General features: G+C 68.7%; 19 protein-coding genes, 1 tRNA gene and 1 pseudogene. 7 read left to right on the top strand and 14 right to left on the bottom strand.

Annotation, left to right across the window (positions count from 1 at the left end; all coding sequences use genetic code 11):
- Positions 1–9: 9 nt before the first annotated feature.
- Both LTV02_RS23005 and LTV02_RS23000 read left to right on the top strand, forming a co-directional pair.
- Positions 10–813, top strand: coding sequence for a response regulator (locus LTV02_RS23005; protein WP_233033728.1), 804 nt, complete (start codon positions 10–12; stop codon positions 811–813).
- A 104-nt stretch (positions 814–917) separates the two neighbouring features.
- Positions 918–2,312 carry an aldehyde dehydrogenase family protein gene (locus tag LTV02_RS23000; protein WP_233033726.1) on the top strand — a complete coding sequence of 465 codons (1,395 nt, stop codon included), beginning with the start codon at positions 918–920 and terminating at the stop codon, positions 2,310–2,312.
- Positions 2,313–2,316: 4 nt separating this feature from the next.
- On the opposite strand, the gene LTV02_RS22995 is transcribed toward LTV02_RS23000, so the two are convergent.
- The gene (locus tag LTV02_RS22995) at positions 2,317–5,031 is read right to left on the bottom strand and encodes an AAA family ATPase (protein ID WP_233033724.1); all 2,715 of its coding nucleotides are present in this window, start codon (positions 5,029–5,031) and stop codon (positions 2,317–2,319) included.
- Positions 5,032–5,297: 266 nt separating this feature from the next.
- Positions 5,298–6,821, bottom strand: a complete 1,524-nt coding sequence (locus tag LTV02_RS22990; RefSeq protein ID WP_233033722.1) for an MFS transporter — start codon at positions 6,819–6,821, stop codon at positions 5,298–5,300.
- A 101-nt stretch (positions 6,822–6,922) separates the two neighbouring features.
- Here LTV02_RS22990 and LTV02_RS22985 point away from each other — a divergent pair, with 101 nt between their 5' ends.
- Both LTV02_RS22985 and LTV02_RS22980 read left to right on the top strand, forming a co-directional pair.
- Positions 6,923–7,939, top strand: coding sequence for an Lrp/AsnC family transcriptional regulator (locus tag LTV02_RS22985; RefSeq protein ID WP_233033721.1), 1,017 nt, complete (start codon positions 6,923–6,925; stop codon positions 7,937–7,939).
- A gap of 52 nt (positions 7,940–7,991) precedes the next feature.
- Positions 7,992–8,624, top strand: a complete 633-nt coding sequence (locus LTV02_RS22980; protein ID WP_233033719.1) for an SRPBCC family protein — start codon at positions 7,992–7,994, stop codon at positions 8,622–8,624.
- Here LTV02_RS22980 and LTV02_RS22975 read toward each other — a convergent pair.
- The gene (locus tag LTV02_RS22975; protein ID WP_233033717.1) at positions 8,621–9,469 is read right to left on the bottom strand and encodes an SMP-30/gluconolactonase/LRE family protein; all 849 of its coding nucleotides are present in this window, start codon (positions 9,467–9,469) and stop codon (positions 8,621–8,623) included. The genes LTV02_RS22980 and LTV02_RS22975 overlap by 4 nt on opposite strands.
- Positions 9,470–9,669: 200 nt before the next feature.
- A complete protein-coding gene (locus LTV02_RS22970; RefSeq protein WP_233033715.1) occupies positions 9,670–10,443 on the bottom strand; it encodes an enoyl-CoA hydratase-related protein in 774 nt (257 codons plus the stop codon).
- A 203-nt stretch (positions 10,444–10,646) separates the two neighbouring features.
- Here LTV02_RS22970 and zomB point away from each other — a divergent pair, with 203 nt between their 5' ends.
- Positions 10,647–12,563, top strand: a complete 1,917-nt coding sequence (zomB, locus tag LTV02_RS22965) for a flagellar motor control protein ZomB (RefSeq protein WP_233033713.1) — start codon at positions 10,647–10,649, stop codon at positions 12,561–12,563.
- Between the two features lie 10 nt (positions 12,564–12,573).
- Here zomB and LTV02_RS22960 read toward each other — a convergent pair whose 3' ends face one another.
- From LTV02_RS22960 to LTV02_RS22930, 6 genes and pseudogenes are all read right to left on the bottom strand, one after another.
- The gene (locus LTV02_RS22960; RefSeq protein ID WP_233033711.1) at positions 12,574–14,040 is read right to left on the bottom strand and encodes a chlorohydrolase family protein; all 1,467 of its coding nucleotides are present in this window, start codon (positions 14,038–14,040) and stop codon (positions 12,574–12,576) included.
- On the bottom strand, positions 14,037–15,272 hold the full coding sequence (locus LTV02_RS22955; RefSeq protein WP_233033709.1) for an amidohydrolase family protein: 1,236 nt from the start codon (positions 15,270–15,272) through the stop codon (positions 14,037–14,039). Before LTV02_RS22955 ends, LTV02_RS22960 begins: the two co-directional genes overlap by 4 nt.
- Before the next feature lie 5 nt (positions 15,273–15,277).
- On the bottom strand, positions 15,278–16,801 hold the full coding sequence (locus tag LTV02_RS22950; RefSeq protein ID WP_233033707.1) for an ABC transporter substrate-binding protein: 1,524 nt from the start codon (positions 16,799–16,801) through the stop codon (positions 15,278–15,280).
- Positions 16,798–18,809 (bottom strand): annotated as a pseudogene (locus tag LTV02_RS39695) (dipeptide ABC transporter ATP-binding protein). Before LTV02_RS39695 ends, LTV02_RS22950 begins: the two are co-directional and overlap by 4 nt.
- Positions 18,806–19,672 (bottom strand): ABC transporter permease, encoded by an 867-nt coding sequence (locus LTV02_RS22935; RefSeq protein WP_233033703.1) that lies wholly within the window; start codon positions 19,670–19,672, stop codon positions 18,806–18,808. The pseudogene LTV02_RS39695 and the gene LTV02_RS22935 overlap by 4 nt, the downstream one beginning before the upstream one ends.
- On the bottom strand, positions 19,669–20,589 hold the full coding sequence (locus tag LTV02_RS22930) for an ABC transporter permease (RefSeq protein ID WP_233033702.1): 921 nt from the start codon (positions 20,587–20,589) through the stop codon (positions 19,669–19,671). Before LTV02_RS22930 ends, LTV02_RS22935 begins: the two co-directional genes overlap by 4 nt.
- A gap of 153 nt (positions 20,590–20,742) precedes the next feature.
- Between LTV02_RS22930 and LTV02_RS22925 the strand changes: the two genes are divergently transcribed.
- Positions 20,743–21,444 carry a GntR family transcriptional regulator gene (locus LTV02_RS22925; protein ID WP_233033701.1) on the top strand — a complete coding sequence of 234 codons (702 nt, stop codon included), beginning with the start codon at positions 20,743–20,745 and terminating at the stop codon, positions 21,442–21,444.
- A 26-nt stretch (positions 21,445–21,470) separates the two neighbouring features.
- On the opposite strand, the gene LTV02_RS22920 is transcribed toward LTV02_RS22925, so the two are convergent.
- From LTV02_RS22920 to LTV02_RS22910, 3 genes are read right to left on the bottom strand one after another with little or no spacing between them, the layout of a single operon-like run.
- Positions 21,471–22,907: an AMP-binding protein gene (locus LTV02_RS22920; RefSeq protein ID WP_233033700.1), complete on the bottom strand. Its 1,437-nt coding sequence runs from the start codon at positions 22,905–22,907 to the stop codon at positions 21,471–21,473.
- Positions 22,900–23,739, bottom strand: coding sequence for an enoyl-CoA hydratase (locus tag LTV02_RS22915; RefSeq protein WP_233033695.1), 840 nt, complete (start codon positions 23,737–23,739; stop codon positions 22,900–22,902). Before LTV02_RS22915 ends, LTV02_RS22920 begins: the two co-directional genes overlap by 8 nt.
- On the bottom strand, positions 23,736–25,214 hold the full coding sequence (locus LTV02_RS22910; protein ID WP_233033693.1) for a carboxylesterase/lipase family protein: 1,479 nt from the start codon (positions 25,212–25,214) through the stop codon (positions 23,736–23,738). Before LTV02_RS22910 ends, LTV02_RS22915 begins: the two co-directional genes overlap by 4 nt.
- 163 nt (positions 25,215–25,377) lie before the next feature.
- Here LTV02_RS22910 and LTV02_RS22905 point away from each other — a divergent pair, with 163 nt between their 5' ends.
- The gene (locus LTV02_RS22905) at positions 25,378–25,986 is read left to right on the top strand and encodes a QsdR family transcriptional regulator (RefSeq protein ID WP_233033691.1); all 609 of its coding nucleotides are present in this window, start codon (positions 25,378–25,380) and stop codon (positions 25,984–25,986) included.
- Positions 25,987–26,047: 61 nt separating this feature from the next.
- On the opposite strand, the gene LTV02_RS22900 is transcribed toward LTV02_RS22905, so the two are convergent.
- A tRNA-Ala gene (locus LTV02_RS22900) sits at positions 26,048–26,120 on the bottom strand.
- Between the last annotated feature and the right edge of the window lie 36 nt (positions 26,121–26,156).

Here is a 26,156-nt window from a genome sequence, read left to right as displayed (position 1 = left end):
ACTCTGGAGATGGCTTCGACCAAATCGGCGCACACCCTGATCCGGGTGGTGTCGTCCATCCTGATCGCGCTCGCCGCCACCGTGCTCTCCACCGGTTACGCACAAGCCGCGATGCCCGCGACCGCGCGCACCATTACGGCGGGACTCGATCCGCACGATCCCGACCCGGTCATCTCGGTACTGCTCGCCGATCAGCACGTGCTGTTCCGGTCGGGGCTGCGCGCCGCCATCCTCACTCAGCCGGACTTCCGCTGCGTGGCCGAGGTCGGGGACGGGGCAGCCGCCATCGCCGAAATGCGCAGGCAGCGGCCGCATATCGCCATCCTGGACCTGGATATGCCCGGGCTGGACGAGGCGGCCATCGTCGAAACGGTGGCGGAACTCGCGAACGACACCCGCATTCTCACCCTGACCAGCGATGACACCGAGGAGAACCTCTACCGGGCACTGCGGCTGGGCGCGACCGGGTTCCTCTCCAAAGCCCTACCGGCGCAGGACCTCATCGCCGCCATTCGCACCGCCGCGCGCGGGGACGCGCTCATCGATCCGCGGCTCACCCGCAGTCTCATCACCCGGCTGACCACCGGTATCGAACCGTTCCCGGCCGCACCGGAACTCCGGTCGCTCACCGCGCGCGAGCACGAGGTGCTGCAGTTGATCGCCAAGGCGTACACCAATCCGGAGATCGCCGCCGCGCTCGGGGTCGGCGAGCAGACCGTGAAAACCCATGTCTCCAATGTGCTCACCAAGCTCGGCGTCCGCGATCGCGTGCAGGCCGCCGTCTACGCCCACACCCGCCGCATCGTCACCTGAGTACGTCAGGCACGGCGTCACCTGACGGATGCCGGGGCCGGCTCGCGCGCCCCAGAGTGGAGGTGAAGGGCGCGACCACGGAATTCGCCCGCCAGGAGCGACAATTGATCACCTACGACCGGCTGTACGCGGGCGGGGGCTGGGTCGAACCCAGCGAACCGGCGCTGCTGGAGATCCTGTCCCCGCACGATCGATCGGTGCTCGGGCGGGCGGCGCAGGCCCGGCCCGACGATATGGATCGAGCGCTGGCGGCGGCGCGTACGGCCTTCGACGGCGGTGCGTGGCGGGAGCTGCCGCCGGGGGAGCGGATCGCGGTGCTGCGGCGATTCAATCGGCTGCGGGAAGAACAGGCCGAGCTGATGGCAGGACTTATCACCGCGGAAACCGGTCGGCCCGTGTGGTTCACCCGGGCGGGGCAGGACGATCTGACCAGGCAGGTGAACGCCTATCTCACGGCGGCCGAGCATTTCGAGTGGGAGCGCATGCCGGATACGCGGGCGCACAGTCTGATTCGGCAAGCCCCGGTCGGCGTGGTCGCCGCACTGGTCCCGTGGCATTCGCCGTGCTTCGCGGTGACGTCCAAGATCGTGCCCGCACTGCTCGCCGGAAACTCGGTGGTACTGAAGGTATCCCCGGAGAACTCGCTGAGCATGGGCTTGCTGGCCGAACTGCTGGATCGAATCGGGTTGTCCGACGGGGTGATCAGCGTGCTGCCCGCGGAACCTGAGGTCGGCGAGTACCTGATCACGCAACCGGCGGTGGACATGATCACCTTCACCGGGTCGGCAGAGACAGGCAGCCGGGTCGCGGCGCTCGCCGGTGCGCGACTGAAGCGAGTCGATATCGGGGTGTGCGGCCGATCGGTAGTGATGGTGCTGCCCGACGCCGAGCTCGATGCCGTCCCCGCACTCGCGCGGCTCGGATCGGCCCAAACCTGTTTCCTCGCACCACGTTCCCGCTACCCGGAAGTGGTGGCCACGGTGGTGCGGCTGGCGGAATCGCTGCCGGTCGGCGATCCGGGTGACCCGGCGACGCGAATCGGCCCGATGGCGCGCGGCGACCAGCAGCAACGGTTCCGCGAGTACATCGACGCCGCGATCGCCGAAGGCGCGCACCCGGCACTCGGCGGCTCGCGAATCCCGCCCGGCCTGCGCGACGGCTTCTACGTCACCCCGACGGTCCTCGCCGACGTGACGCCGGACATGCGCATCGCCGGCGAAACGATCTGCGGCCCAGTGCTGATCGTCATCGCTTACGACGACATCGACGACGCACTCCGCATCGCCAACCGCTCCGGCCCCGGCCTCTCCGGCGCGCTATGGTCGGCCGACCCCGCAGCCGCCGCAGCGGTGGCCCGGCGCATGCACGCCGTAACTGTCGCCGTCAACGCGGCACCGACCGGATTCGCCGACACCCCGGCAGAATTCGACACCGCCCGCGCACACGACACCCTCAGCCGATTCACCGAACTCCGGACGATCAGCTCCCGGCTGCGCTGATCGGTCAGCCGGCCGTCTCCGTCAAGGTCGGCAGCAGCGCTGCCAGATCGCCGCGGGAACTGATGCCGAGTTTCGGGAAGATGCGATGCAGGTGGGTGCTGACCGTGCGGTGGGACAGGTAGAGGCGCTGGCCGATTTCCCGGTTGGTCAGGCCCTGGGCCGCCAGCTGGGCGATGCTCAGCTCGTGCGGGGTGAGGCGCTCGCGGGCGTCCGGATCGCGATTCGGGCTGGATTCGCCGGCGCTGCGCAGTTCCAGGCGTGCGCGTTCGCTCCAGGCGGTGAAGCCGAGAGCGTCGAAAGTCTCACGCGCCGTGCGCAAATGGGTGCGCGATTCGACCACCCGGCGCTGGCGGCGCAGCCATTCGCCGTAGGCCAGGTGCAGGCGGCCGCGTTCGGCGGGCCAGCCGGTGAGATCCGCGGCCAGCGCGGTCGCGAACAGTTCGGCGGCCGCGTCACCGGCGAGAACCGCACGTGCGTAACGCATTCCGATGTGCAGGGCGGGCGACGAGGTGGTCGCCGCCGTGACCTCCAACTCGCCCAGCAGCTCCGTCATGGCGTCGGCGCGCCCGGCCCGCACCGCCGCCTCGGCGAGTTCGGTGAGGAAATACGCGCCCAGCGCCGGAGAATGCGACGGGTCGCGCGGGTCGTGAATCCGCATCAGATCGGTGAAGGCGTCCTCGAACCGGCCCTCGCCGAGCGCGATCAGACCGCGGGTGAGCTGCACGGTCGCCAGCACCGGGCGGGCGCCGGCCGCCAATCCGATGCGCTCGGCCTCCGCGGCCAGCTCGACCGCTCGCGCGTAATCACCACGCAGCGCGGCGATTTCGGCCTGCACGGCGATCACCACCGCGTGCATGAAGGGTGCGCCGGTCTCCCGCGCGAAGGCCGCCGCCTCGGCCGCGATGGGCGCGGCGGCCGCGAGATCGCCGAGCCGGGCCAGGCTCCAGGCCTCGATGGCGAGCGCCCGGCACAGCAGCCCCAGCCGTCCGGCGGAGCGGAAACCGGGTGCGGCGGCCGCCGCGAACTGGGCCGCGAGGTCGAACGCACCGACCTGATAGGCCGCGCTGCTGAGGAAGTGATCCACTTCCGGGTCGCCGCCCATGCTCGCGGTCTGCCCGCGCAGGAAACCCAGCACCTGTTCGCCGCGTTCCAGCGGGGCCACGATGGAGTCGATGGCCAGCTTGCGCGGATCGCCGTCCGGGATGCCGAGGCTGTCGGCGACGGCCAGCACCACGCGCCGGGTATCGGGTCCGGGCTCGGACCAGAAGCACCGCATGGCCGCGCCCCACAGGATGCGCAAGGCCGGATCCGGATATCCGTCGGCGGCGACGGCCGTGGCCAGTGCCGCCAGTTCGGCTATGCGCGTGGGACTTTCGCGCATACCGTCCTCGAAGCCGCTGAGCAGCCACTTCGCGGTGGCCTCTTGCTCGGCGGTAAGGGGGAGGGCGCGCGCCGCATCGACCAGGCGGTCGGCGGTGCCACGGTGACCGGAGTCGACGGCCAGTTCCGCCGCGCGCAGCAGGCGATCCGCGCGCCGGGCGGGGGTGGCGCTGAGCGCGGCCGCGCGTTCCAGTGCGGCGATCGCGCCGCCCCGGTGCCGGGAACGTTCGGCGGCCTCCTCCAGCGCGGCCGCCACGTCCTCGTCCGCACCGGCGGCGCCCGCCGCCAGATGCCACACCCGGCGGTCCGGTGCGTCGGTCAGCAGTTCGGCGAGTGCCAGGTGCGCCTTCCGGCGATCCTCGGGCGCGGCCGCCGCGACCAGGGCCGAACGCACCAGCGGGTGGCGGAAAGTGACTGTGCCGGAGTCGATGTGGATCAAACGGGCCTGCACCGCAGGGGCGAGCACATCTGCCGTCACCTCGGAGCCGAGCAGGATCGCGGCCGCGGCGAGAGTTTCGGTCAGCGCGCCGTCGTCATCCAGCGCGGCGACGAGCAGCGCCGATCGGGTGCGCGGGGGCAGCATCGCGCCGCGTGCCGAGAATGCCCGTTCGAGGCGTTCGGTCAAAGGAAGGGTGTCGGCGGACTCCGCGAGATCCGTTGCCGCCGTGGGGAGTTCGCTCAGCGCCAGCGGATTGCCGTGCGCTTCGGCGAGTACCCGGCGGCGGGCCTGGGCGTTCAATCCGGGAGCGATGCTGTCCAGCAACGCATGCGCGTCATCGTCGGGCAGTGGGCCGAGTCGCATGACGCTCAGTTCGGCCTCGTGCAATGCCGAAGCGGTGCCGGTCCGCGCGGTGGCGAGCATGGCGACGGGCTCGGACTCGATGCGGCGTGCCACGAACGCGAGCACCTCGGCACTCGCGGGATCGAGCCAGTGCGCATCCTCCGCCACCACCAGCAACGGCTGCTCGGCCGCCAGATCCGTGAGCAGCGTCAGCGCCGCCAGTCCCACCAGATGCGGGCTCGGTTCGTCGATCACGTCCGACATGCCCAGCGCGGTTGTCAGCGCCTCCAACTGACGAGCGGGCAACCCGTCGAAGGCCCGGCGCAGCGGATACAGCAGCCGATGCAATCCCGCGAAGGTCAGCCCGTGCTCCGCCTCGACCCCGCTGGTCCGCAACACCCGCACCCCCGCGGCCGCCGCATCCCGCACCGCCGCGTCGGCCAGCGCCGACTTCCCGATCCCCGGTTCCCCTTCGATGAGCACCCCGCTCCGCCCATCGGTTCCGGTCACGAGCGCGCCGAGTTCCTTCAGCTCACTGTCTCGTCCGAACATCGGCATGGGTAGCGCTCTCCTCCTGGCCCGTCCACGACATACGAACCGGTCGCGACATTACCCAAGCGCAACCACGAACAGCACCCGCCACGGTGTGCACGATGGCATGTGGTGGCGGGTGCGATGGCACGCGGTGCTCGGCCCGTGTGCAGTTGCTGGTGCGTTCGCACACGGCGTGTGATGTTCACGATCGACGCGTCGTGTTGGGCGCTTTGACGCGCGGGAGCGGTGCTCGGCCCGCATGTGGCGCCGCGCGACGGCGAGTGCTTCTGTCAGGCGTTCGTCGGCTCGGATTCGACTGCGGTGTCGGACCAGTCGGGTTGTGCGGCGGGCCGGATCAGCAGTAGTGCCAGTGCGCCACCCAGCAGGCCCACGATGCCCGATACAGCCAGGACGCTCTGGACCCCGGCCACTGCGGCGGTGTGGGTCGCGTCCGTCACGGCCGCCCGCAATGCGGTGGGAGCCTCGGCGGTCAGCAATCCCGCACGTCCGCCGGCCACCGCCCGCGCCGCCGCAGCCGGATCGGCGAAGGCATCGTCGGTGAGGATCCGCTGCGCGCGGGCGGTGAAAACACTGCCCAGCGCGGCGGTTCCGAATGCCATGCCCAGTTGCTGGGCGGTGCTGACCGCACCGGTCGCCATGCCGCCGCGCCGCGGTTCGACGGCCGCCATGGTCGCCGAACCCAGTGTGGCGGTGGCGGATCCGACGCCCGCGCCGATCAGCAGGAAGCCGGGCACCAGCGCCGGCCAGCTCGCATCGCCGTGCATCAGCAGCGCGCCGACCACGCCACCCAGGCCGATGACGAGCAGTCCGCCGCCGATGATCCGCCCGGGGTGCATGGCGTGCAGGTATCGCCCGAATCCGGCCGACACCGCGAAAGCCATTGCGGACAGGGGCAATCCGATCAGGCCGGTTTGGATCGGCGTCATACCCTGATCCGACTGCAACCAGATGGAGGTGTACATGAGCGCGGCGAACGCGGCGAAGAACAGTGTGACCGCCGCGATCAGCACCCCGGCGAAGGAACGCTGCCGCAGCAGCGCCAGCTCGAACAGGGGTTCGGCGACCCGCCGTTCGACCACCACGAACACCGCCAGCGCGGCCGCCGACACCAGGAACATCGACCACGCGCCGGTATCGGACCAGCCGTGTTCATTGGCGCGGATCAGCGCGTAGGTCGCCGTCGCCGCCGCCACCGCGAAACTCGCCATGCCCGCGAAATCGATTCGGGCACGGTGGGTTTCCTCGCCGCCCCGGAACACCCACCACCCCAGCGCGATGACGCCCACACTCACCGGCAGGTTCACGAAGAAGATCCACCGCCACCCCGCCGCTTCGGTCAGCACCCCGCCGACGATCGGCCCGACCGCCGAGGACGCGCCCGCGACCGCACCCCACATGCCGTACGCGATGCCACGCTCCCGGCCGTCGTAGGCGCGATTCAGCATGGGAAACGTGGTGGCCGCCATGGCCGCGGCCCCGATGCCCTGCGTCACCCGGGCCGCGATCAGCACCGCCGAATTCGGCGAAATCCCGCACACCAGTGACGATGTCGCGAACATCGCCAGTCCGGCCAGATAGATCCGCCGATGCCCGAACGAATCCGCGATCGATCCCGCCCCCAGCAGCAGTGCGGCCATGGCCACGGCGTAGGCGTTCACCACCCATTGCAGGGAGCCGAAGGACGCGCCGAGATCGGCCGCCATATTCGGCAGGGCGATGTTCACGATGGTGACGTCGATGAGCAGCATGAAGGTGCCGAGGCAGATGGTCAGCAGCGGAAGCCATTTGCGCATGTGCCGGTGTCCTTTCCGGAGTGCGAACAAGTCGGCGTCGAGTCTCAGGTCGGGCGGTATGGAAAGTCGCCTGCGCTGGGCCGCGACGTAGGATTCGTGCAATGGCGGCTACTTCTCCGGCGGAAACTTCCATTCTCGAACCCCTCGATCTGGCGATCGTGCGCAAGCTGCAACTCGATCCACGTGCCCCCTTCCGGCAGATAGCCGCTGAGCTGGGGCTGGCCGAGCAGACCATCGCCCGCCGCTACCGCCGCCTGCGCCGCGAGGGCCTGGTTCGGGTGATCGGTTCGGTCGATGCCCCCGCGCTCGGCGAGGACGATTGGCTGATCCGGGTGCGCTGCCGCCCCGAAGGCGCCGTGAAAGTGGCCGAGGCGCTGGCCCGCCGGGACGACGCCGCCTGGATCAGCATTGCCGCGGGCGGCGCGGAGGTCGCCTTCTCCCTGCATCCACGCACCCAGCAGGACCGCGACGATCTACTGGTGCAGCGCCTGCAGCGCACCGCCCCGGTTCTCGATATCACCGCCGCGCTGATCCTGCACCGCTTCGTCGGCCGTCACGCCATCGACTATCGCGGACGCCGAGACCTGCACTCCGGCAACAGATCCGGTGAGCCGGTGACGCGCGCCGTCCACATCGAAGACACCGATCGCGCACTGCTGGACCTGCTCGCGCACGACGGCCGCACCTCCTACGCCACCCTCGCCCGCGCCACCGGCTTGACCGAAGGCCGCGTCGTACGGCGCATCGCGGCCCTGCACGACGCCGGGATCCTCTACTTCGACCTCGATATCGCTCCGGCCGCAATGGGTTCCGGCATTGCCGCCTTCCTCTGGCTCAATGTCGCTCCCGCCCAGCTCGATTCGATCGGCACCACCGTCGCCGACTTCGAGGAGACCACGTACACCGCCGCCGTCACCGGTCCTTTCAACATGTTCACCACCCTCTTCTGCGAAAGCACCCGAGCCCTGTACCACTTCATGTCCACCAAAATGGCGACCCTGCAGGGCATTCACAGTTTCGAACTCTCCCCGGTCCTGCGCCGCGTCAAGCAGGCCGGCACCATCACCCACGGCGACCTGCTGGCCCCGCCCGCGCCGCCCGCCCGCCGCAACCGCTGACCGCAACCCACGCAGATCGGCGAAGCGGGCGGGAACGCGTTACTGTCCGCCCGTGAAGTATCTCGTGGGTTGCACCCTGACCCTGTTGTTCGTTCCCGCGGTTTCGCCCGTGGCACAGGCGGATTCCGCCCCCTCCTGCGTCGAAACACCGAACCCCGAAACCGCCGCCTGGCAATCCGCGTGGGCCACCTACCAGGCCGCGGAAACCAATCCCTCGTCGGCGGATTCGTCTCGAACCGTCGATCTGCCGATCACCATCGACGCCCCGCTGGAGAAGGTCTGGACGGTGTACTCGAACCTGCACAACGACATCGGCCGCCACCCCTTCCTGGCCGGTATCGCCACCCATCGCGACTGCACCGAAAACGCCGTCCAGACCATCGCTTTCACCGCGCTGGAAAACATCCCGATGGGCTCCGTAACCTATCCCGCCAAAACCCAAGCCCAGCAACGCCTATACCCCGCCGACCACTACTACCTCTCCGACAGCTACGACGACCCCGGCGTCTTCACCCACCAAAAGATCACCTTCACCGACAACGGCGACGGCACCACCGCGGTGAACGAACACATAACGTTCACGACGAACCCACTGCTCCTGTCTTTCACCGTGGAGAACGGCGTCTCATCGCACCTCGCCTACCAAGCGGCGCTGAAACGCGACATCGAAAACGGCACTCTCTAAAACACCCGTCCCCGCAAAATATTGCCGAGTTGAGTCGAGAGCATCAGGTCGCCGGTAGGTCCCACGGCAATGGCCGTGACGGGTTCGGTAGCGGCCAGCTGACATACGCCCCCGGTGTTCGGATCGACCCGCATCAGCCGGCCGATCCCACCGGTCGCGACATACAGCTTCCCGTCGGGCCCCACCGCGAGATCATCCGGGAACGCCGGTACTCCACCGGGCAGCAGATCTGTCAGAACGGAGCGATCGGCCGGATCGTCGATCGACATGCGCACGATCTGGCCACCGAAACTCGCCGTGATGTTGATGTAGAGATAGCGCCCGATGACGACCAAACCATTGCCGGAGAACAGATTCGCCCGCGCGTTCCACGCGTCATCGAGCGATCCGTCGGGCCGGATCCGAATCACCCCCGTATAGAGATCGGTGACATAGAGATTCCCCTCGGCATCGAAGACAGCCCCATCCGGCGCGAGCAGCCCCGCCGCGAACCGCTGCGGCCGTGGATCATTCGCCGCCGGATCGAACCGAACCACCTCCGAGTCCCCAACCAAGGCCCCCGGCACCGGATTCGACACCACATACATCCACCCGTCCGGCCCCTCCCGCACAGCCATCGGGTTCTGCACCGCCACCGCCGCGGTCAAATTCCCCGCACTGTCATACCGATCCACCTCACTACGCAACGGCCGCGAAACCCACAAATCGCCCTGCCGGTCATAAGCCAGATTCTCGGCCCAATCCACCACCGGCAGCCGGGTCACGATCGCCATATCCACCGCCGCCACACACTCCGGCGACGCCGTCGCGAGCGCGGGTGTGGTTGTCGCCAGCGCCCCGGCCAACAGCCCGGTACCCAGTAGTGCACGGCCACGACGGCGCAGGAGCCGGGCCCGAACATTCATTGTTCCCCCAGGAATTCGCGAATTGTCTGGACCAGAATAGATTTCGTGGCTTCGGTCATTCCGCGCCCTGGACATCTTTGGCGGCCGATGTCCAGGTGTTGTCCGGTCCTGATCGGAATTGGCAGGTCGCGCCGGGACTATCAGTCGGGCCAGACCGGTTGCCGCTTCTCCAGGAATGCCTGCATGCCCTCTTTCGCGCCCGGGAGTTGGGATGCGGCTGCCATGACTTCGATGGCGATGGCGTAGGCGTCTGCTTCGGGGCGGTCCAGTTGGGCGTAGAGGGTGCGTTTGCCGAGGGCTTTGCTGGCGCGGCTGCCTCGGGTGGCGCGGGCGAGGAGGTCGGTGACGGCGGTGTCCAGTTGATCGTCGGGGGTGACGGCGTTGATCAGGCCCCAGTCGAGGGCGGTGGCGGCGGTGATGGGGTCGCCGGTGAGGGCCAGTTCCATCAGCTGTTTGCGGGGGATGGCGCGGGCGACGGGGACGGCCGGGGTGTGGCAGAACCAGCCGCCTTTGCCGCCGGGGAGGGCGAATCCGGCGGAGGCGGCGGCTACGGCCAGGTCGCAGGAGGCTACGAGTTGGCAGCCGGCGGCGGTGGCGAGGCCGTGGACGCGGGCAATCACCACCTGCGGTACGGATTGGATGGTGCGCATCAGATCGGTGCACAGTTCGAGCAGTTCGCGGACCTGGTCGATATCCCGTGCGGCGACGTCGGCGAAGTCGTGGCCGGCGGAGAAGACCGGGCCCGCGCCGGCGAGCACGATGCCGGTCGCGTCGGTGTCGGCGGCGGCGCGGAACGCGGTGCGCAGGTCGCCGAGATGGCCGGCGGACAAGGCATTCCGGCGGTCGGGGCGGTTCATGGTGATGTGAATGGTGTCGCCGTCACGCACGGCGAGCACGTGCTCGTACGGTGCCATGTTCCGACGGTAGCCCGGGCGGGAACGTGCGGACCGGAAAACGGGTGCGTGGCTTCGAACCCCGAGAAATTTACTCATGCTAACGACATTGGGGAGAATGTCATGCCCCCGATTCCTGTGGCCTGCCCGGTCGTGGCCGGGGACCTCAAGATTGCCGTTCGGGCTGTCGGATTCGGACGGCCGGGGGGATCGATGAGAGGGAGATGGCTCGCGTGGGACTGTCGCTGCTGCCTGCCGTGGCGGCGGACGAGGAAGTCGCGCCCCGAACGGTAGCGCACCGTCCGTACCGAATCAGTCTGATCGGTGGAATCGCCGCGGCCGCAATTCTTTTCACGATCGGCGGCTGGAATCGGCGCTGGATCGCCGACGATGGCTTGACCGTGCTCCGTACGGTGCGGAATCTGCTGGCGGGCAACGGCCCGGTGTTCAATGCGGGCGAGCGCGTCGAAGTGAACACCAGCACGGCCTGGACGTACCTCATCTGGTTCGGCAGCTGGGTGACGCGGGCGCGACTGGAGTACGTGGCGGTGGGCAGCGGCCTGATCCTGTCGGTCGTGGCCATTGCCGCCGCCATGCTGGGCACTGCTCGGCTGTGGGGCGGCGGTCGCGCCGGATTGTTGCTTCCGGCAGGCGTTCTCGTCTATATCGCGCTGCCTCCCGCACGCGACTACGTCACCTCGGGACTGGAATCCAGTCTGGTCCTCTGCTGGCTGGCGGTGCTGTGGTGCGGGCTCATCACGTGGAGTCGTTCGGAAAAGCCCGGGATGACACGCTCTCTCGCATTGGCATTCCTCGCGGGCCTGGCCCCGCTGGCCAGGCCGGAACTCGTACTCGTGGGCGCACCAGCGGTTTTCATGATCTGCTGTGCTCCGCTGCCGGAGAGCCGATCGCGGCCGTGGCTATTCCGGGTAGCGACCGTGGCAGCGGCAGGTCTCGTGCCGGTGAGCTACCAGATCTGGCGGATGGGCTACTACGGACTGCCCTACCCGAACACCGCCGTCGCCAAGGACGCGAGCGGCTCGAAATGGCGGCAGGGACTCGTCTACCTCTGGAATTTCGTCGGCCCGTACTGGCTATGGGTTCCCCTGGTCATACTGGGCGTCGCCGCCCTGTTCGCACTCCGATCCTGGCTATCGGACGTTGTCTCGCTGATCTCCGCCGACGTGAAACCAACTGCGCGCGAAATGATTCGCGGAATCCGTGCCCGGCTCCGAACGCCGTCCGCCGTGGTCACGCTGATGGTCGGCGCAGGTCTACTGCTGACCCTCTACGAACTTCGCGTCGGCGGGGATTTCATGCACGGCCGTATGCTGCTGCCGCCACTGTTCTGCCTGCTACTGCCGGTCATGGTGCTGCCACTGAAAGCAATTGCCGACCAGCAGAATTCGCGCCGCAGCCGCCTGGCAGCAGCGGGAGCATTCTCCGCCATCGCAGGCTGGGCACTGCTCGCCGCGGACGTGACCGCCATCGAAACCCCCAACGCGATAACCCCTTCCGGCATCGCCGACGAACGCCTCTACTACGCCCGCTCCACCGGCCACCCCCACCCGATCCGCGCCGAGGACTACCTGGACTATCCGCGCATCCGTCCCATGCTCCGCGAGGTCGCCCGCCACCCGGACGGCGGCCTGCTCATCAACACCCCGTCCTTCCAGGACTGGCGAACGGTCCCGCCCCACAATCCGGACGACACCGCCCCCAACACCGTGTTCTACATGAATCTCGGCATGATCAGCATGAACCTCCCCCTGGAAGTCCGCGTCCTCGACCCGATGGGCCTGGCCTACCCGCTCGCCGCCCACACCTTCCGTTTCCCCGACGCTCGAATCGGCCACGACAAGAACCTCGACTCGGACTGGGCGGTCGTGGACGCCGGCATGGCGACCGAGCACCCCCGCTTGCCCTGGTACCTCGACGAAGGCTGGACGACCCGCATCCGAACAGCCCTGTCCTGCCCCGAAACCCGCGACCTGCTGGCCTCCACCCGAGCACCCCTCACCTTCGACCGCTTCCGCCGCAATATCCACCGATCACTGAGTTACGCCGGCTACCGCATCGACCGCGTCCCCGAGTTCGAGATAGCGCGCTGCCGCCTGCAGCCGGCTCGCACAGCGTCGTGACCGGTCCGGATCACCCGCTGGGGAACGACGGCGGGAACAGCTCACCGACCGGCCGGCGCAGATAGTCGCGTTCGGAGTAGGCCGCCCGCATCCGGTCGAACAGCTGCTGGGCGCGCCGGGTCATCGCGGGCAGGTCGATGCCCGCGATCACGCCGTCGCGCAGCACGATCCGGCCGGCGATCATCGAGAAGTCGGCGGCGCGGGCGGTGCTGTTCATGCACAGCGTGCGGACGGGATCGTCGAGCACGCCGTCCAGGGGATCATCCAGCCGGAAGGCGACCAGATCGGCGATGGCGCCGACGGCGATGCGACCGAGATCGCGCCGCCCCAGGGCCTCCGCACCGCCGAGCGTCGCCGCCGCGAAGTAGTCCGCGTAGGTGGCGGCATCGGTGCGGTGGGCGAGGACCTTGGCCACCGTGACGCCGATATCGATGCCGCGCACCAGATCCGGCGGGAACGAGTCGGTGCCGAGCGCCATCCGCACCCCGGCCGCCCGATATCGCGCGAAGCTGTCCAGCGCCGCACCGTGCCGGGCCATGGTGAGCGGGCAGTGGATGACGGTGACGCCCGCCGCCGCCAGCGTGGCGATATCGGTGTCGGTGTCGGCGTCCACAAGCGGATTCGAATCGACGTAGATGCCGTGCGGCACCAGCAGTTTCGGACCGAGCAGACCCGTCCGCTCCAGCACGGCCAAGGGCGGCGCACCGTATTCGGCTAGCACGAGTTCGCGTTCGAGCAGCCCTTGCAGCGCATGCAGCCGCACGAGCACGCCCGTCCGTTCGGCCAATGCGGCGGTGCGGCGCATGAGCTCCTCGCTCAACGTCTCGATGCGGCACGGCAGCAATGCGCCATGCACAAGGTCGGACTCCTGCGCGGCGGCCCACTCCAGAAACCGCTCGGCGTCCTCGAACCCGCTGCGCCCCAACGGTTCATTCCAATAGATGGAGCGTGTGCCGTCCGAATCCACCACATTGACCCCCGAGCGGTAACTCGGCCCGAGGTAGACGCGCAGCCCGAGCCGCCGCGCTGCCTCGGCCATGGCGACGGCGTCCTCGAAGGTCTCCGCCCAATCACTGTGCACCTCGGAGGCGATCGGCATGGCCGTCGTCACTCCGTGCAGCAGCAGTTGCACGAAACCGTACTCCCGGATGAAAGCGCGCTCCCCGGCATCGAATACGGCCCGCCGCCGCTGCTCGGCGTAGTCCCGCGACCACTGCAATCCCAGCCCGAGCTCGCGGGATTGCCAGGAATCGAGAATGGTGTGGTCGATATCGGTGAGCGCGTCGAGGTCCACCAGACCGGGCGTCAGCAACACGGCGCCGAGCTCGATCACCTCGTCGGCCGCCGCCGCACCGGCCGGCCCGACGGCCACGATCCGCGCCCCCTCGACCACCACCTCCGCGTCCGTGAGCAGCACATGCCCGCCGTCGGCATACGCGAGTACGTGCGCGGCGCGAATACTGCGACGCCCGTTCACCGCACCGCCCAGCGACCGGGAATCTCGAACCCCGGCAACGCGGTATCCACGGTGACGACCCGCCCGTGATGGACCACGGTGCGCTCGGCGGGCCGATCCATCACCGCCGCGGTGGGACTCAACGCATCCACTAGTACGAATTCGGCCGGATCGCCCGGCGCGAAACCGGGATGCGATCCGAACCGATCCAGCGGCCGCAATCCGCGATCCAGCACGCTCGCCCCGCCCCAGGTGGCGACCCCCAGCGCATGCTCGATCTCCGGATCGGCGGCGAACCCGTGCACGAACGCGAGCTGCCAGGCCCGATCCAGCATGTCGCCATTGCCGTACGGGGACCAGAAGTCGCGCTGACCGTCCATCCCGACCCCGACCCGCACCCCCGCGGCCGCCAGCTCCGCCAACGGCAATTCCCAGCCGCGCCCACCGGCCGCATGCGTGATCGCCACCCCGGCGGCGGCCAGCCGGGCGATGGCGGCGGGCACCCCCGGCAGCCCGCTCGCCAGGCAACGCGCATGCGAAATCGTCACGCGCCCTTGCATACTCAGCGCCTCCACCCGCTCCAGAATGAGCGAGAGCGTGAAGAGCCCGAGCTCGCCCGCCTCGTGCAGGTGAATATCGACCTCCACCTGATGCCGTTCGGCCAGCATGAAGACGGCGTCGAGATGCCGCACCGGGTCGCGGTCGATCTCGCACGGATCGATGCCGCCGATCAGGTCCGCGCCCGCGCGCAGGGCCGCGTCGAGCAGATCCACCACGCCCGGTTCGAGCAGAATCCCGACCTGTGGGAAGGCGACGATCTGCACGTCGGCGGCATCGGCATAACGCTCGCGCGCCGCCAGCACGCCCTCCATCTTCTCCAGTCCCGAATCGGCATCCACCTGGGCGTGGGTGCGAATCCGGGTGGCGCCGTTGGCGATCGCCACCGCGAGGGTGAAGGCGGCCCGTTCGGCGACCGGCCGATCCGCCGTCCGCCAGTGCTTGCGGTCGTTCATGATGCGCCCCCACCGCCCCGGCTCGCCCGTATAGGCGCGGAACGGCAGGCCGAGGCAGCTGGAATCCAGGTGCAGGTGCACATCCGACAGCGCGGGCAGAATCAGCTGCCCGCCACCGTCCAGCCCGGCCGCAACTGCGGCATCAGCTTCGGAAACCGCTGCCACCACACCGTTTTCGATGGCGATATCGACGGCCTCGCCACCCCACGGCCGCACATTCCCGATACGAAGACTGTTCACCTGGTTCAGCTCCCGAAGCTCGCGGCGTCCACCGTGATCATCCCGTCGGCCCGTGGCGACCATTTCAGCTTGGGATCCACCGCGTAATTGGTATCCGGCGTGTACAACCCGATGAGCAGCGACTGCGCGTCATTGAACCGGAACAGCTCGCTGTAGGCGTCGATCCGGCCCTGTCCGCCGACCGTGCGCGTCTTGGCGACCAGCGCCGCGGTGGCCGGGAGCATGGCGTAATCGTTCTGCTGCCCGCCGAACATGGACGCGACCGGTGCGTCGCCGTCCATGGTGGAGGGGGCGTAGGTATTGAGGTACAGCCCCTGCGCGGACTTCTTGCCGTAGATGATCTGCGAGAAGCTGCCCTGATCGGTGCCGTTCAGCGTGACGGTGATGCCCACCTTGGCGAGATCGCCCTGAACCGCCTGTGCGATTTCGGAACTCAGCGGAATGCGCCCGTTCGTCGCGTACTGGAACGGAATCGCCTGCCCGGTGTATCCGGACTCCGCGACGAGCTGCTTGGCCTTCACCGGATCGTAAACCGCCTGCGGATAGGCAGGATTGAACCCGCCGACGCTCTGCGCGATCAGCTGATTGTCGACCTTCGCCTTACCTGCGAGCACATTCTTCACGATGCTGTTCCGGTCGATGGCCAGCGCGATGGCCTCGCGCACCTTCTGATTGGCCAGCGGCCCCGCCGACGAGTTCATCCCCAGGAACGTGACCCCGTTGGACACATTGGATTTCACCGTCACACTGGATGATCCGCTGACCGCCGAGACCTGGTTGGGCGCGATGAGCGCCACATCCAGACTGCCGGACTGCACGCCGTTGAGCCGCGCGTCCGCGTCGGCCACCGTCTTGAAGGTCACCTTCTCCACCGCCGGCGCGGCGCCCCAATAGTTCGGATTGCGTTTGACGACGTATTCGACCCCGCGCGTGTAATGGTCGAACATGAACGGCCCGGAGCCGACCGGTGCGGCCGCGAATCCGGCGGAACCCAGTGCGGTGTACACCTTTTCGGGCACGATCGAGACGCCGGTGACGATCGAGGGCCAGGCCGAGAACGGCGCGTTCAGCGTGAAGACGACGGTATTGCCCGCGCCGACCGCGGCCTTGTCGAACATCTCCATGTACGAGGCCGGATCGCCGGAGGGCGTCGCCTTGATCGTGTTGTAGGTGAAGGCGATATCGGAGGGCAGCACCGGATCGCCGTTCTGGAATTTGGCATTGTCGCGAATCGTGAACGTCCACTGCGTGAAGTCGGCATTGTGCTCCCAGGCCGTGGCCAGCAGCGGATTCAGCTTGCCGTCCGGATCGAAGCGCGCCAGCTGATCGAATTCGGCGAAATAGTAGTTGTATCCGGCGAGCGAGCCGTCGACGATCGGGTCCGCCACCTTCTCCGGTTCGGTGACCGCGCCGACCACGATCTCGTTGCCGGAGCCGCCGGAGCTGCCCGCCGGCGCGCAGCCGGTCAAGGCCAGTGCGGCGGCGAGGACGGTGAATCCGGCTATGGCGGAATGGGTTCGGGATATCACGAGTTCTCCTGGTCGAGAGTGGGGAGGGGGAACAGGCACGCCACGGTGTGGCCGTCCGCGCCGATGGGTTCGAGGGCCGGTTCGCGTTGCGCGCACGCGGGTTTCGCGATCGGGCAGCGGGTGCGGAAGGAGCAGCCGCCGGGCGGATTCGCGGCATCGGGCATCTCCCCGCGCACCAGCAACGCGGCATCGCGAATCCGCCGGTGCGGGTCCGGAATCGGCGCGGAGGCGATGAGCGCCCGGGTGTACGGGTGCCGGGGCCGGGTGAAGATCTCCTCGGTGTCGCCGATCTCGACCAGCTTCCCCAGATGCATGACGGCCACCCGGTCCGCGAGGTGCCGCACCACCGAAAGGTCGTGTGCGATGAACAGATACGACAGCCCCAGCCGCTCCTGGAGATCCTCCAGCAGATTGATCACCTGGGCCTGGACGGAGGCGTCGAGCGCGGAGACGGGTTCGTCGAGCACCAGCACTTCCGGTTCCAGCGCCAGCGCCCGCGCGATGCCCAGCCGCTGCCGCTGCCCGCCGGAGAATTCGGCGGGCCGGCGAGCCAGCGCGTCCTCGGTGAGCCCGACCTGGGCGAGCAGGCGCACCACCCGGTCGCGGGAGTAGCCGCCCGCGATCCGCAGCGGTTCGGCGACGATCTCGTGCGCGGTCATGCGGGGATCGAGCGAGGAGTAGGGATCCTGGAAGACCAGCTGCACCCGGTTCCGCAGCGCCCGCCGCTCCCGGGGACCCAACTGCCGCGGATCGTGCCCGAGCAGGCGGATCCGCCCGGCGCTCGGCTCGTTGATGCCGAAGAGCGTGCGCACCAGCGTGGACTTGCCGCCGCCGGATTCGCCCACCAGGCCGAAGGTTTCGCCGCGGCGCACCCCGAAGCTGATGCCGTCCAGTGCGCGCAGGGTGCGTTTGGCCCGCAGGCCGCGGCGGCTGGTGAAGGTCACCGACAGGTCCTCGACGCGAATGACCTCCTCGACGGCTGCGGGGTTCATGACACGTCCTGTCGGATGGCGGTGGCGGCGAGCGCGGGCGGGCAGGCGACGGCACGGTCCGTCCCGAGCGGGATCAGGACCGGCACGGCGGTATCGCAGGCGCCGTCCTTGCCCGCGAAGTCGCAGCGCGGGGCGAATCCGCAGCCGGCCGGACGGTCTACCGGGGCCGGGGGAGCGCCGGGAATCGCGTACGCGCGTTCCCGCTTGTCGCCCGCCGCGCCGAGCAGACTCCGTTGCAGCCCACGGGTATACGGATGGGCGGCCTCGTCGAACACCTGCCACACCGTGCCCGTTTCGACGACCCGCCCGGCGTACATGATCGCGACCCGGTCGGCGTGCTGCGCCACCAATCCGAGATCGTGGGTGATCAGCACCATGCCCGCGCCGCTGCGTTCGCGGGCGGCGGCGAGCACCTCCATGAGCTGCGCCTGGATCGTCACATCGAGCGCGGTGGTCGGCTCGTCGGCGATCAGCACCGACGGGTCGTTCGCCATGGCCATGGCGATGACGGCGCGCTGGCGCATGCCGCCCGACCATTCGTGCGGATAGGCGCGGGAACGCTCCTCGGGCTGCGGAATGCCCACGCCCGCAAGCAGTTCGACCACGCGGCGCTTGCGGGCGCGGGCGTCCAGGCGCTGGTGTACGGCCAGCGCCCGCTCGATCTGGACGCCGACCCGGCGCACCGGGTTGAGCGAGGTCATCGGATCCTGGAACACCATGCCGAGTTCCGCGCCGCGCAATCGGCGCAGCGTCTCGTCGTCCGCGCCGACCAGCTCCTGTCCGCGGAATCGGACGCTGCCGGAGAAGACGGTCAGCGGCGGGGCGAGCAGGCCGAGCACCGCGAGCATGGTCACCGACTTGCCGGAACCGGATTCGCCCACCAGGCACAGCACTTCGCCCTCGTCGAGGGTCAGGCCGACGCCGTCGACCAGGATCACCCGCTCGCCGGCCGGGGTGAGGTATCCGACGGTGAGGTCGGTGACCTCGAGCAGGCGGGCGCGGGGTGCGGCGGTCATGCCGTCACCGCCTGGAGGCCGCGCCGGGACCGTCGCGGGGCGCGCACCGTACGGCGCAGGCCCTGTCCCGTCTCGGTGAACCGCGCGCCGACCAGCAGGGTGCCGGCGATGACCAGCAGCAGCGCCACCGCCGGGACGATGGTCAGGTACGGCGCCTGCCGGATGTACTTCTGGCCGTCGGTGATCATGAGACCCCAACTGGGCGTGGGCGGTTGGACGCCGAGCCCCAGGTAGTCGAACGACGAGATCATGATCATCACGTTGCCGAGGTCGGCGGTGGCCAGAATGCCGACCGGGACCAGCACGTGCGGCACGATGTGCTTGCGCATCACCCAGGTCGAGCGGGCGCCGAGCAGCCGCGGCGCGATGACGAAGTCGCGGGCGGACAGGCCGAGCGCCACCGACCGGCCGACCCGGGCGTACCCCACCCAGAACGTGAGCCCCAGAATGGTGGCCATCAGCCCGACGCTCGGGCCGCGGATCGCCGACAGCGCCATGATGACCAGGCTCATCGGAACCGCCAGCTGCACATCGGCGTAACCCATCAGCAGGCTGTCGAGCACGCCGCGGAAGTAGCCCGACACCGTGCCGATGACCACCCCGATCGCGGCGTTCACCAGCACGATGACCGCCACCAGCCCGAGCGTGATGCGGCCCGCCAGCGCGAGGCGGCTGGCCAGATCGCGGCCCAGGGAATCGGTGCCGAGCGGGTAGTGCGCGGTGGTGAACGGCCGGACGAAGGAGTCCGAGAGTTCCTGTGCGTACGGGTCGTATCCCGGAGTGAACGGGTAGGCCAGGGCGAACAGCGCGACCGTGAGGATCATCGCCAGACCCAATCCAGCGGCGATATTTCGGGGTTTCATCGGACTCTCGCTCTCGGGTCGACGATGCCGTACAGCACGTCGACGCACAGGTTGACGACGACGAAAATGACCGCGATGACCACCAGTCCGGATTGCACGACCGGAAAGTCGCGGCTGAACACCGAACCGAGCATCAGCTGGCCCAAACCCGGCCAGGCGAACACGGTTTCGACGATCACCAGCCCGCCCAGCAGCGTGCCGAGCTGGATGCCGGACACGGTGAGCACGGGAAGCAGTGCGTTGGGCAGCATTTCGCGCAGGATGACGGTGGAGCGCCGCTCGCCCCGGGCGTACGCGGTGCGCACGTAATCCTGACCGGCCTCGGCGGTGAGCGAATTGTCCAGCAGCCGTGTGTAAACGACGAACTGCGCGGTGGCGATGGTGACCGCGGGCATGACGAGCGAGAGCGGGTTCGCGCTCGCCAGCGACGGCAGCCAGCCCAGCGTCACCGAGAACACCAGCACCAGCAGCAGACCGAAAAGGAAGTCCGGCACCGCGAGTCGCGCCGCGCCCAGCCCGAGCGCCAGCCCGCGCAGCGACCAGAATCCGCTCAGGTGGATGGCGAGCACCACCAGGAACGCGAGCGCCACACCCACCAGGAATCCGGTGCCGCCGAGTTGCAGCGAGGCGGGCAGCCGTTGCAGGACCAGCGTCATCGACGACGTGCCCTGCTGCCGGTACGAATCCCCGAAATCCCCGCTCAGCACCCCGCCCAAGTAGTCGAAGTATTGCGTCAGGGGCGGCTTGTCGAAGCCGAGCCGGGCATTGAGCGCGGCGATATCCGCCTCGCTCGCGGTATCCGGCAGCAGCGACGCCGCCGGGCTGCCGGTCAACCGCCCGAGCGCGAAGGCCAGCGTGACCACGACGAAGACGGTGACCACGGCCTGGATCAGACGTCGCAGTAGATAGACGGCCAAGCTCAACTCTCCTCGCTCCGTGCCATTCGGTATACAGAATCGAAGCGAAGAGTGTCTCTGTCGTGATGATGATGTTTCTACCTAGTGAATTGCGCGGCGCGTTCCGTCTGTCGATCAAAACGGTAGACAGAATCCGCTTCGTAGACTGAGCGGGTGCCCCCAGACCCCCGGTCGCCGCGCGCCGTCGACGACACCTCCCAGACGCGCCGCATCTACGACGACCTACGCCGCAGCATCATCACCGGCGTCTACCGCGAGGGCGAGAAACTCCCCGAAGCCCGCCTCGCCGAAATGCTCGGCACCTCCCGCCTACCGGTCCGGGAAGCCCTCACCCTTCTCGAATTCGACGGCATAGTCACCGCGCTACCCCGGCGCAGCGCCGTCGTCCGCCGGTGGGACCGCACCGCGGTGGAAGAACTCTTCGACGTCCGCATCGGTCTCGAACCCCTGGCCGCCCGCCTCGCCGCCGCCCGCATCCGCCAGGGCGCCGACATCACCCCACTCCTGGCCGCCCTCCGGGAATCCCACGCCGCCATCACTTCTCACGACCCCCGCGACCCCCTGCGCATCGCCGAATCCAACGCCAAACTGCACGGCGAGATAGTCGAACTGGCCGGCAACACCCTCCTCACCCAGCTGATGCGCACCATCCTCGCCCGCATGGCCTGGCTCTTCTTCATCACCACCAGCCGCGACACCGCCGTCCAACTCGACGAACACCAGCACCTCATCGACGCCATCGCCTCCGGCGACGAACGCCTCGCCGAATACGCCATGCTCAGCCACACCGAAGCCGGCCGCGCCCCCACCCTCGCCATCGTCACCGCTCTGCGGCACACCGACTCTCCCGAATGAGAGAGCCGGTGCGCCGAGGGTATTCGCTATTCGACCAGTGATGCGCGGCGCACCTTGCCCGCATCGTCACGGAGCGGCGCGGCGGTGTAATCGAAGCTGCGGGGCACCTTGTAGCGCGCCAGCCGCGCCGCCGTGAAGTCGTGTAGTTCGGCATCGGTGAGGGCGGTCGCGGTCTCCACGATCGCGTGGACCCGCTGCCCGAGATCCTCGTCGGGCAGGCCCAGTACGACGACCCCGCGCACCGCCGGATGCTCGCTCAGAGCGGCCTCCACCTCGGCCGGATAGACGTTCGCGCCACCGGTGACGATGAGGTCGGTGCGGCGATCCGCCAGGTAGAGGTAGCCGTCGGCATCCAGGGCGCCGAGGTCGCCCACCACCTCCCAGCCGTCCACGAGCCGCGCCTCCGCTCCCACGTAACGGTATGTGGGAGTGTCGCTCTCGGGCCGGACCAGGATCTCGCCGATCTCGCCGGGCGCGAGGTCCGCGCCGTCGGGGCCGGCCACGCGGACCCGGCCCCACAGTGGACGGCCCACCGATCCGGGCCGGCGCAGCCATTCGGTGCCGTCGATATGGGTCATCATGGTGCCCTCGGTGGTGGCGTACATCTCGTGCACCGCCGGCGCGCCCAGCAGATCGATCCAGGCCCGCTTGACCCAGTCCGGGCACGGCGCGGCGCCGTGCCACAGCGATCGCAACGAGGTGATGTCGTATTCCGCCGGGGCACGCTGTAATTCGCGTGCCATCCGGATCATCATGGTGGGCACCAGGCTGATCCAGTTCACCCGATGACCGGCGACGGCGCGCAATGCGGTGACCGTGTCGAACTTCGGCAGTACCACCAGGTGCTGCCCGGCCAGCAGGCCGTAGACCGAGAAGTTGAACGGCGCATTGTGATACAGGGGTCCGCAGACCAGCTGGGTGTCGCCGTCGCGCTGGTCCAGGATCGTTGCGGTGCTGGTGACGTCGAGCTCTCCGCGCTGGGTCGGCACGATCAGTTTCGGCCGCCCGGTACTTCCGCCCGAGGTGGGGACCTTCCACGCCGGGGCGACGATACCGGCGTCCAATGCGGCATCCGAAGTGCCCGGGTCGGGCTCGAATCCGGCCGGTACCCAGGGCAATCCCGGATCGCCGGGGCGCACCCCGACGACCAGAACCGGTCCCGCCAGCGCCAGCACCGCCTCCCGCTCCGGTGCGGGCAGCAGCGCCGAAATCGGCTGCGGCACAGCGCCGAGCTTCCACAGCGCGAACAGCGCCGTATAGAACTCGGCCCCGTTCGGCAGCGCGACGGTGACCAGATCTCCGGCCCGCACCCCGAGCTCCCGGTAGGCGCGAGCCAGGCGGTTCGCCGCCGCTTCCAGCTCGGCGCGGGTCCAGGTGCCCCGGGCGTCGGTGATCGCGGCCGCCGCGGGGGAGCGGGCGGCCAGCTCGGTCAGCAGCCGCCCCAGCGGAATCGGCTCAGCCATGCAGGAACCTGTCCACGAAGGCCGGTTCCACGACCAGCCCGTGCACCTGCATATTGTGGCTGTGCGCCAGCTGATGCAGGGCGAACGCGTTCCGGATCGCCTCGGGGCGGCCGGCCGCGTCTTGAGCGGCATTCACCGACTGCTTGGCCAGCTTCAAGGCGAACGGCGGTTGCTGGGCGATGTGGGCCGCCAATTCGAGAGTGGCCGTGGTGAGTTCCGCGCGCGGCACCACCTTGTTGACCATGCCGATGCGCTCGGCATCGGCGGCGCTCAGCGACCGGGAGGTGAACAGCAGCTCCTTGGCTTTGCGGACGCCGAATTCATAAGGGTGGTTGAAGAACTCGACCGCGTTCACACCCATCGACACCACATTGTCGAGGAACTCGGCATCCTCGGCCGCGACGATCAGATCGCACGGCCAGGCCAGCATCAGCCCGCCGGAGATCACCTTGCCGTGCACCTCGGCGATGGTCGGCTTGGGGATATTGCGCCAGCGCTCGCTGAAGCCGAGATAGATCTCCTCCTCGCGCGCCATCACCCCGGCCGCACCCGGCGCGACCAACCCGCCGCCGGGGCCGACCGTATCGAAACGCGTGGTGGCCGTGAGCGGTTCGGGCTCCCGCATATCGTGTCCGGCGGAGAAGTGCGGCCCGTTGGCGGCCAGCACGATCACCACGATGTCGTCGTCGTGCGCGGCGCGGTCGAACGCGTCGTTGAGCGCGTACAGCAGCGCGGTGTCCTGGGCATTGCGCCGCTCCGGCCGGTTCAGCACGATCCGCGCCACCTTCGGCACGGGGACCTCGTAGAGAACGGGTTCGGTGGAGACTGTCATCGCTTGCCCTCCCACAGGATTCGCTCGTGACCGGCCGGGTCGGCGACCACGGTGACGGTGTCGGAAATGAGCGCGGTCGCCCGCGCGGTCGTGTCGTAGGGCGGCCAGCCCGGATCGCCGTGGGTGATGAACTCGACCCACGCACGATGGGTGACGTCGGCGACGGATTGCGGCGGGTTCGGTCCCAGCCGTGGCGTCAGACCCGGATCGGTGATGGTGTCGAAGACGAACGGGATCTCGACGCCGTGCCCGGAACCGATGGTGGGCGAGGCCCAGTCGAAGCGGTACAGCCAGGTGTCGCCGGCGCCCGCCGTCTCGGCGACGCGAATCGACGGGATGCGGAAGTACCAATCGGATATGACGGCCGAGAGCAGATCGCCCGGGGTGGCGCCGGGACGATCGCGGCGATAGGCGGCCAGCGTCTCTGGGACGGGCAGTCCGTAGCCCGCGATGGTGGCCGCCAAGGCGGCGTCGTCGATGAAATCCATTGCGCCGGAGGCGACCAGGATGGCGCGGGCCTCGTCGGCGGTGGTGCCGATCAGCAGTTTGATACCCGACCGGCCACCGTCGGCGATCGTGTCCAGGGTCGGCCGCGGCAGCACGACGCCGTCCACGGTCGGGACGAAGGGCTGCTGCGACAATGCCAGTTCGCCCCATTTCTCCGGATCGGGGGCGGTCTGGATCTCGGTGATGACCGAGCTGCAGGTCTCCGCTAGCAGTTGCGGGTCCACGGCCGCGAACGCCTCGCGCTCGGGTTCGATGCCGAGCAGTCGGGCCAGCTCGCACGTCACCGCCAGCGACTGCTCGGGCGGCAGGTGGTGGTGCGCGCCGCCGCTCTGCGAAATCGCCTGCTGGAACAGCCCTTCCGCGCCCGGCGCGGCGAGCAGCGTGTTCACGCTCCACGCGCCCGCGGACTGCCCGGCCACCGTCACCCGCCGGGGGTCGCCACCGAAGGCGGCGATATTGTCGCGCACCCAGTGCAGGGCGGCGATCTGGTCGAGGATGCCGAGGTCGGCGATCTCGTCCCCGGTGTACAGGAAACCTTCCGCGCCCAGCCGATAGTTGATGACGACGGTGACCACGCCGTCCCGGGCGAAAGCCGAACCCTCGTATTCCGGAAGCGAATTCGAGCCGTTGGTGAACGCGCCGCCGTGAATCCACACCAGGACGGGCAGTCCGTCCGCGTCGACCCGGGTGTGCACGTTCAGATTCAGGCACTCCGCGCCCGCGATGCGCACCTCGGGATAGAACGGCACATATCCGGCGACGTAGTCGGCCTTGGGCACGGTCGGCCCGTACGCTCCGGCGTCGCGCACCCCGGTCCACGCGGGCGCGGGTTCCGGTGGGCGCATGCGGTTCTCGCCGAACGGCGGCGCGGCATACGGAATACCCAGGAAGCTGAGCAGATCGCCATGCTGCCTGCCGCGCACCGTGCCCTGCCGGACGGTCACCGTATCCGTCACCGTGCTTCCCATTGCGGCCTCCTCGCCTGCGGGACACCCGAAACCCGTGGTGCAACATCTGAGCACCGAATTTCAGAGATGAAACATCTTGATGATATGTTTCACAGACTAGAGCTCATGCAACATCTGGGCAAGGTGTTACATGAAGAAAAGCAGCGACCGATATGCTGCATGAGTGGCCCCGACACCGCTCCAGCGACAACTGGCCGAGGACTCCGATCCGCGCCGCCCCACCGCACTCGACGCCTTCGCCCTGGCTCGCGCCGATTTCCTGGCCGGCGATCGCATCGACCTCGGCTCGATCGCCCAGCGCCTCGGCGTCAGCCGCGTCACCCTCTACCGCTGGGTCGGCACCCGCGAACAGCTGATCGTCGAAGTCGTCTGGTGGCTTACCGAACGCACCCTCGACGCCGGCTGGAAAGAACTCGAATCCCAGCCCGGCCCAAGGGTTCCCGCCCTCCTCGGCCATCTGCTGCACGCCATCTGGGATCAGCCCGGTTCGCGCCGATCCATCGAACGCGACAACGCGATGTACATGACCCTGCTGACCGTCGCCTCCCACGGCTTCCAGCCCCGCATGCTCGCCTACGTCCGCGAAAAACTAGCCGCCGACCTGGACACGTCCCGCATCCACTCCACCCTCACCCTCGACGACCTCGCCTACACCGTCCTGCGAGTCGCCGAATCCTTCCACTACATGCCCACCATCATCGGCGAACCCGCCGACCCCGACCGCGCAGTCCGCGTCCTGAACGCCCTCCTGGGCAACCCCACCCAACCCTGATGTCCGAATGACACGAAAAACAGGTGAGGCCCGGCGATTCGCCGGGCCTCACCTGTTTTTGTGGAGCTAAGGGGAATCGAACCCCTGACCTTCTCGATGCGAACGAGACGCGCTACCAACTGCGCTATAGCCCCGCGAAGTCCGTCTCCGGCCTGCGCTTGCAGAACTTT

This window comes from Nocardia yamanashiensis, assembly GCF_021183565.1.
GTDB classification, from domain to species: domain Bacteria; phylum Actinomycetota; class Actinomycetes; order Mycobacteriales; family Mycobacteriaceae; genus Nocardia; species Nocardia yamanashiensis.
The sequence above is the reverse complement of the archived record's forward strand: the minus strand, read 5'-3'. Positions and strand labels throughout refer to the sequence as shown.

Bases quoted from the DNA above. Each gene is read 5' to 3' on its own strand.
- LTV02_RS22915 (WP_233033695.1), bottom strand. From the start codon at position 23,739: ATGACAGTCTCCACCGAACCCGTTCTCTACGAGGTCCCCGTGCCGAAG.
- zomB (WP_233033713.1), top strand. From the start codon at position 10,647: ATGGCTCGCGTGGGACTGTCGCTGCTGCCTGCCGTGGCGGCGGACGAG.
- LTV02_RS22995 (WP_233033724.1), bottom strand. From the start codon at position 5,031: ATGCCGATGTTCGGACGAGACAGTGAGCTGAAGGAACTCGGCGCGCTC.
- LTV02_RS22910 (WP_233033693.1), bottom strand. From the start codon at position 25,214: ATGGGAAGCACGGTGACGGATACGGTGACCGTCCGGCAGGGCACGGTG.
- LTV02_RS22990 (WP_233033722.1), bottom strand. From the start codon at position 6,821: ATGCGCAAATGGCTTCCGCTGCTGACCATCTGCCTCGGCACCTTCATG.
- LTV02_RS22935 (WP_233033703.1), bottom strand. From the start codon at position 19,672: ATGAAACCCCGAAATATCGCCGCTGGATTGGGTCTGGCGATGATCCTC.
- LTV02_RS22920 (WP_233033700.1), bottom strand. From the start codon at position 22,907: ATGGCTGAGCCGATTCCGCTGGGGCGGCTGCTGACCGAGCTGGCCGCC.
- LTV02_RS22970 (WP_233033715.1), bottom strand. From the start codon at position 10,443: ATGGCACCGTACGAGCACGTGCTCGCCGTGCGTGACGGCGACACCATT.
- LTV02_RS22985 (WP_233033721.1), top strand. From the start codon at position 6,923: ATGGCGGCTACTTCTCCGGCGGAAACTTCCATTCTCGAACCCCTCGAT.
- LTV02_RS23005 (WP_233033728.1), top strand. From the start codon at position 10: ATGGCTTCGACCAAATCGGCGCACACCCTGATCCGGGTGGTGTCGTCC.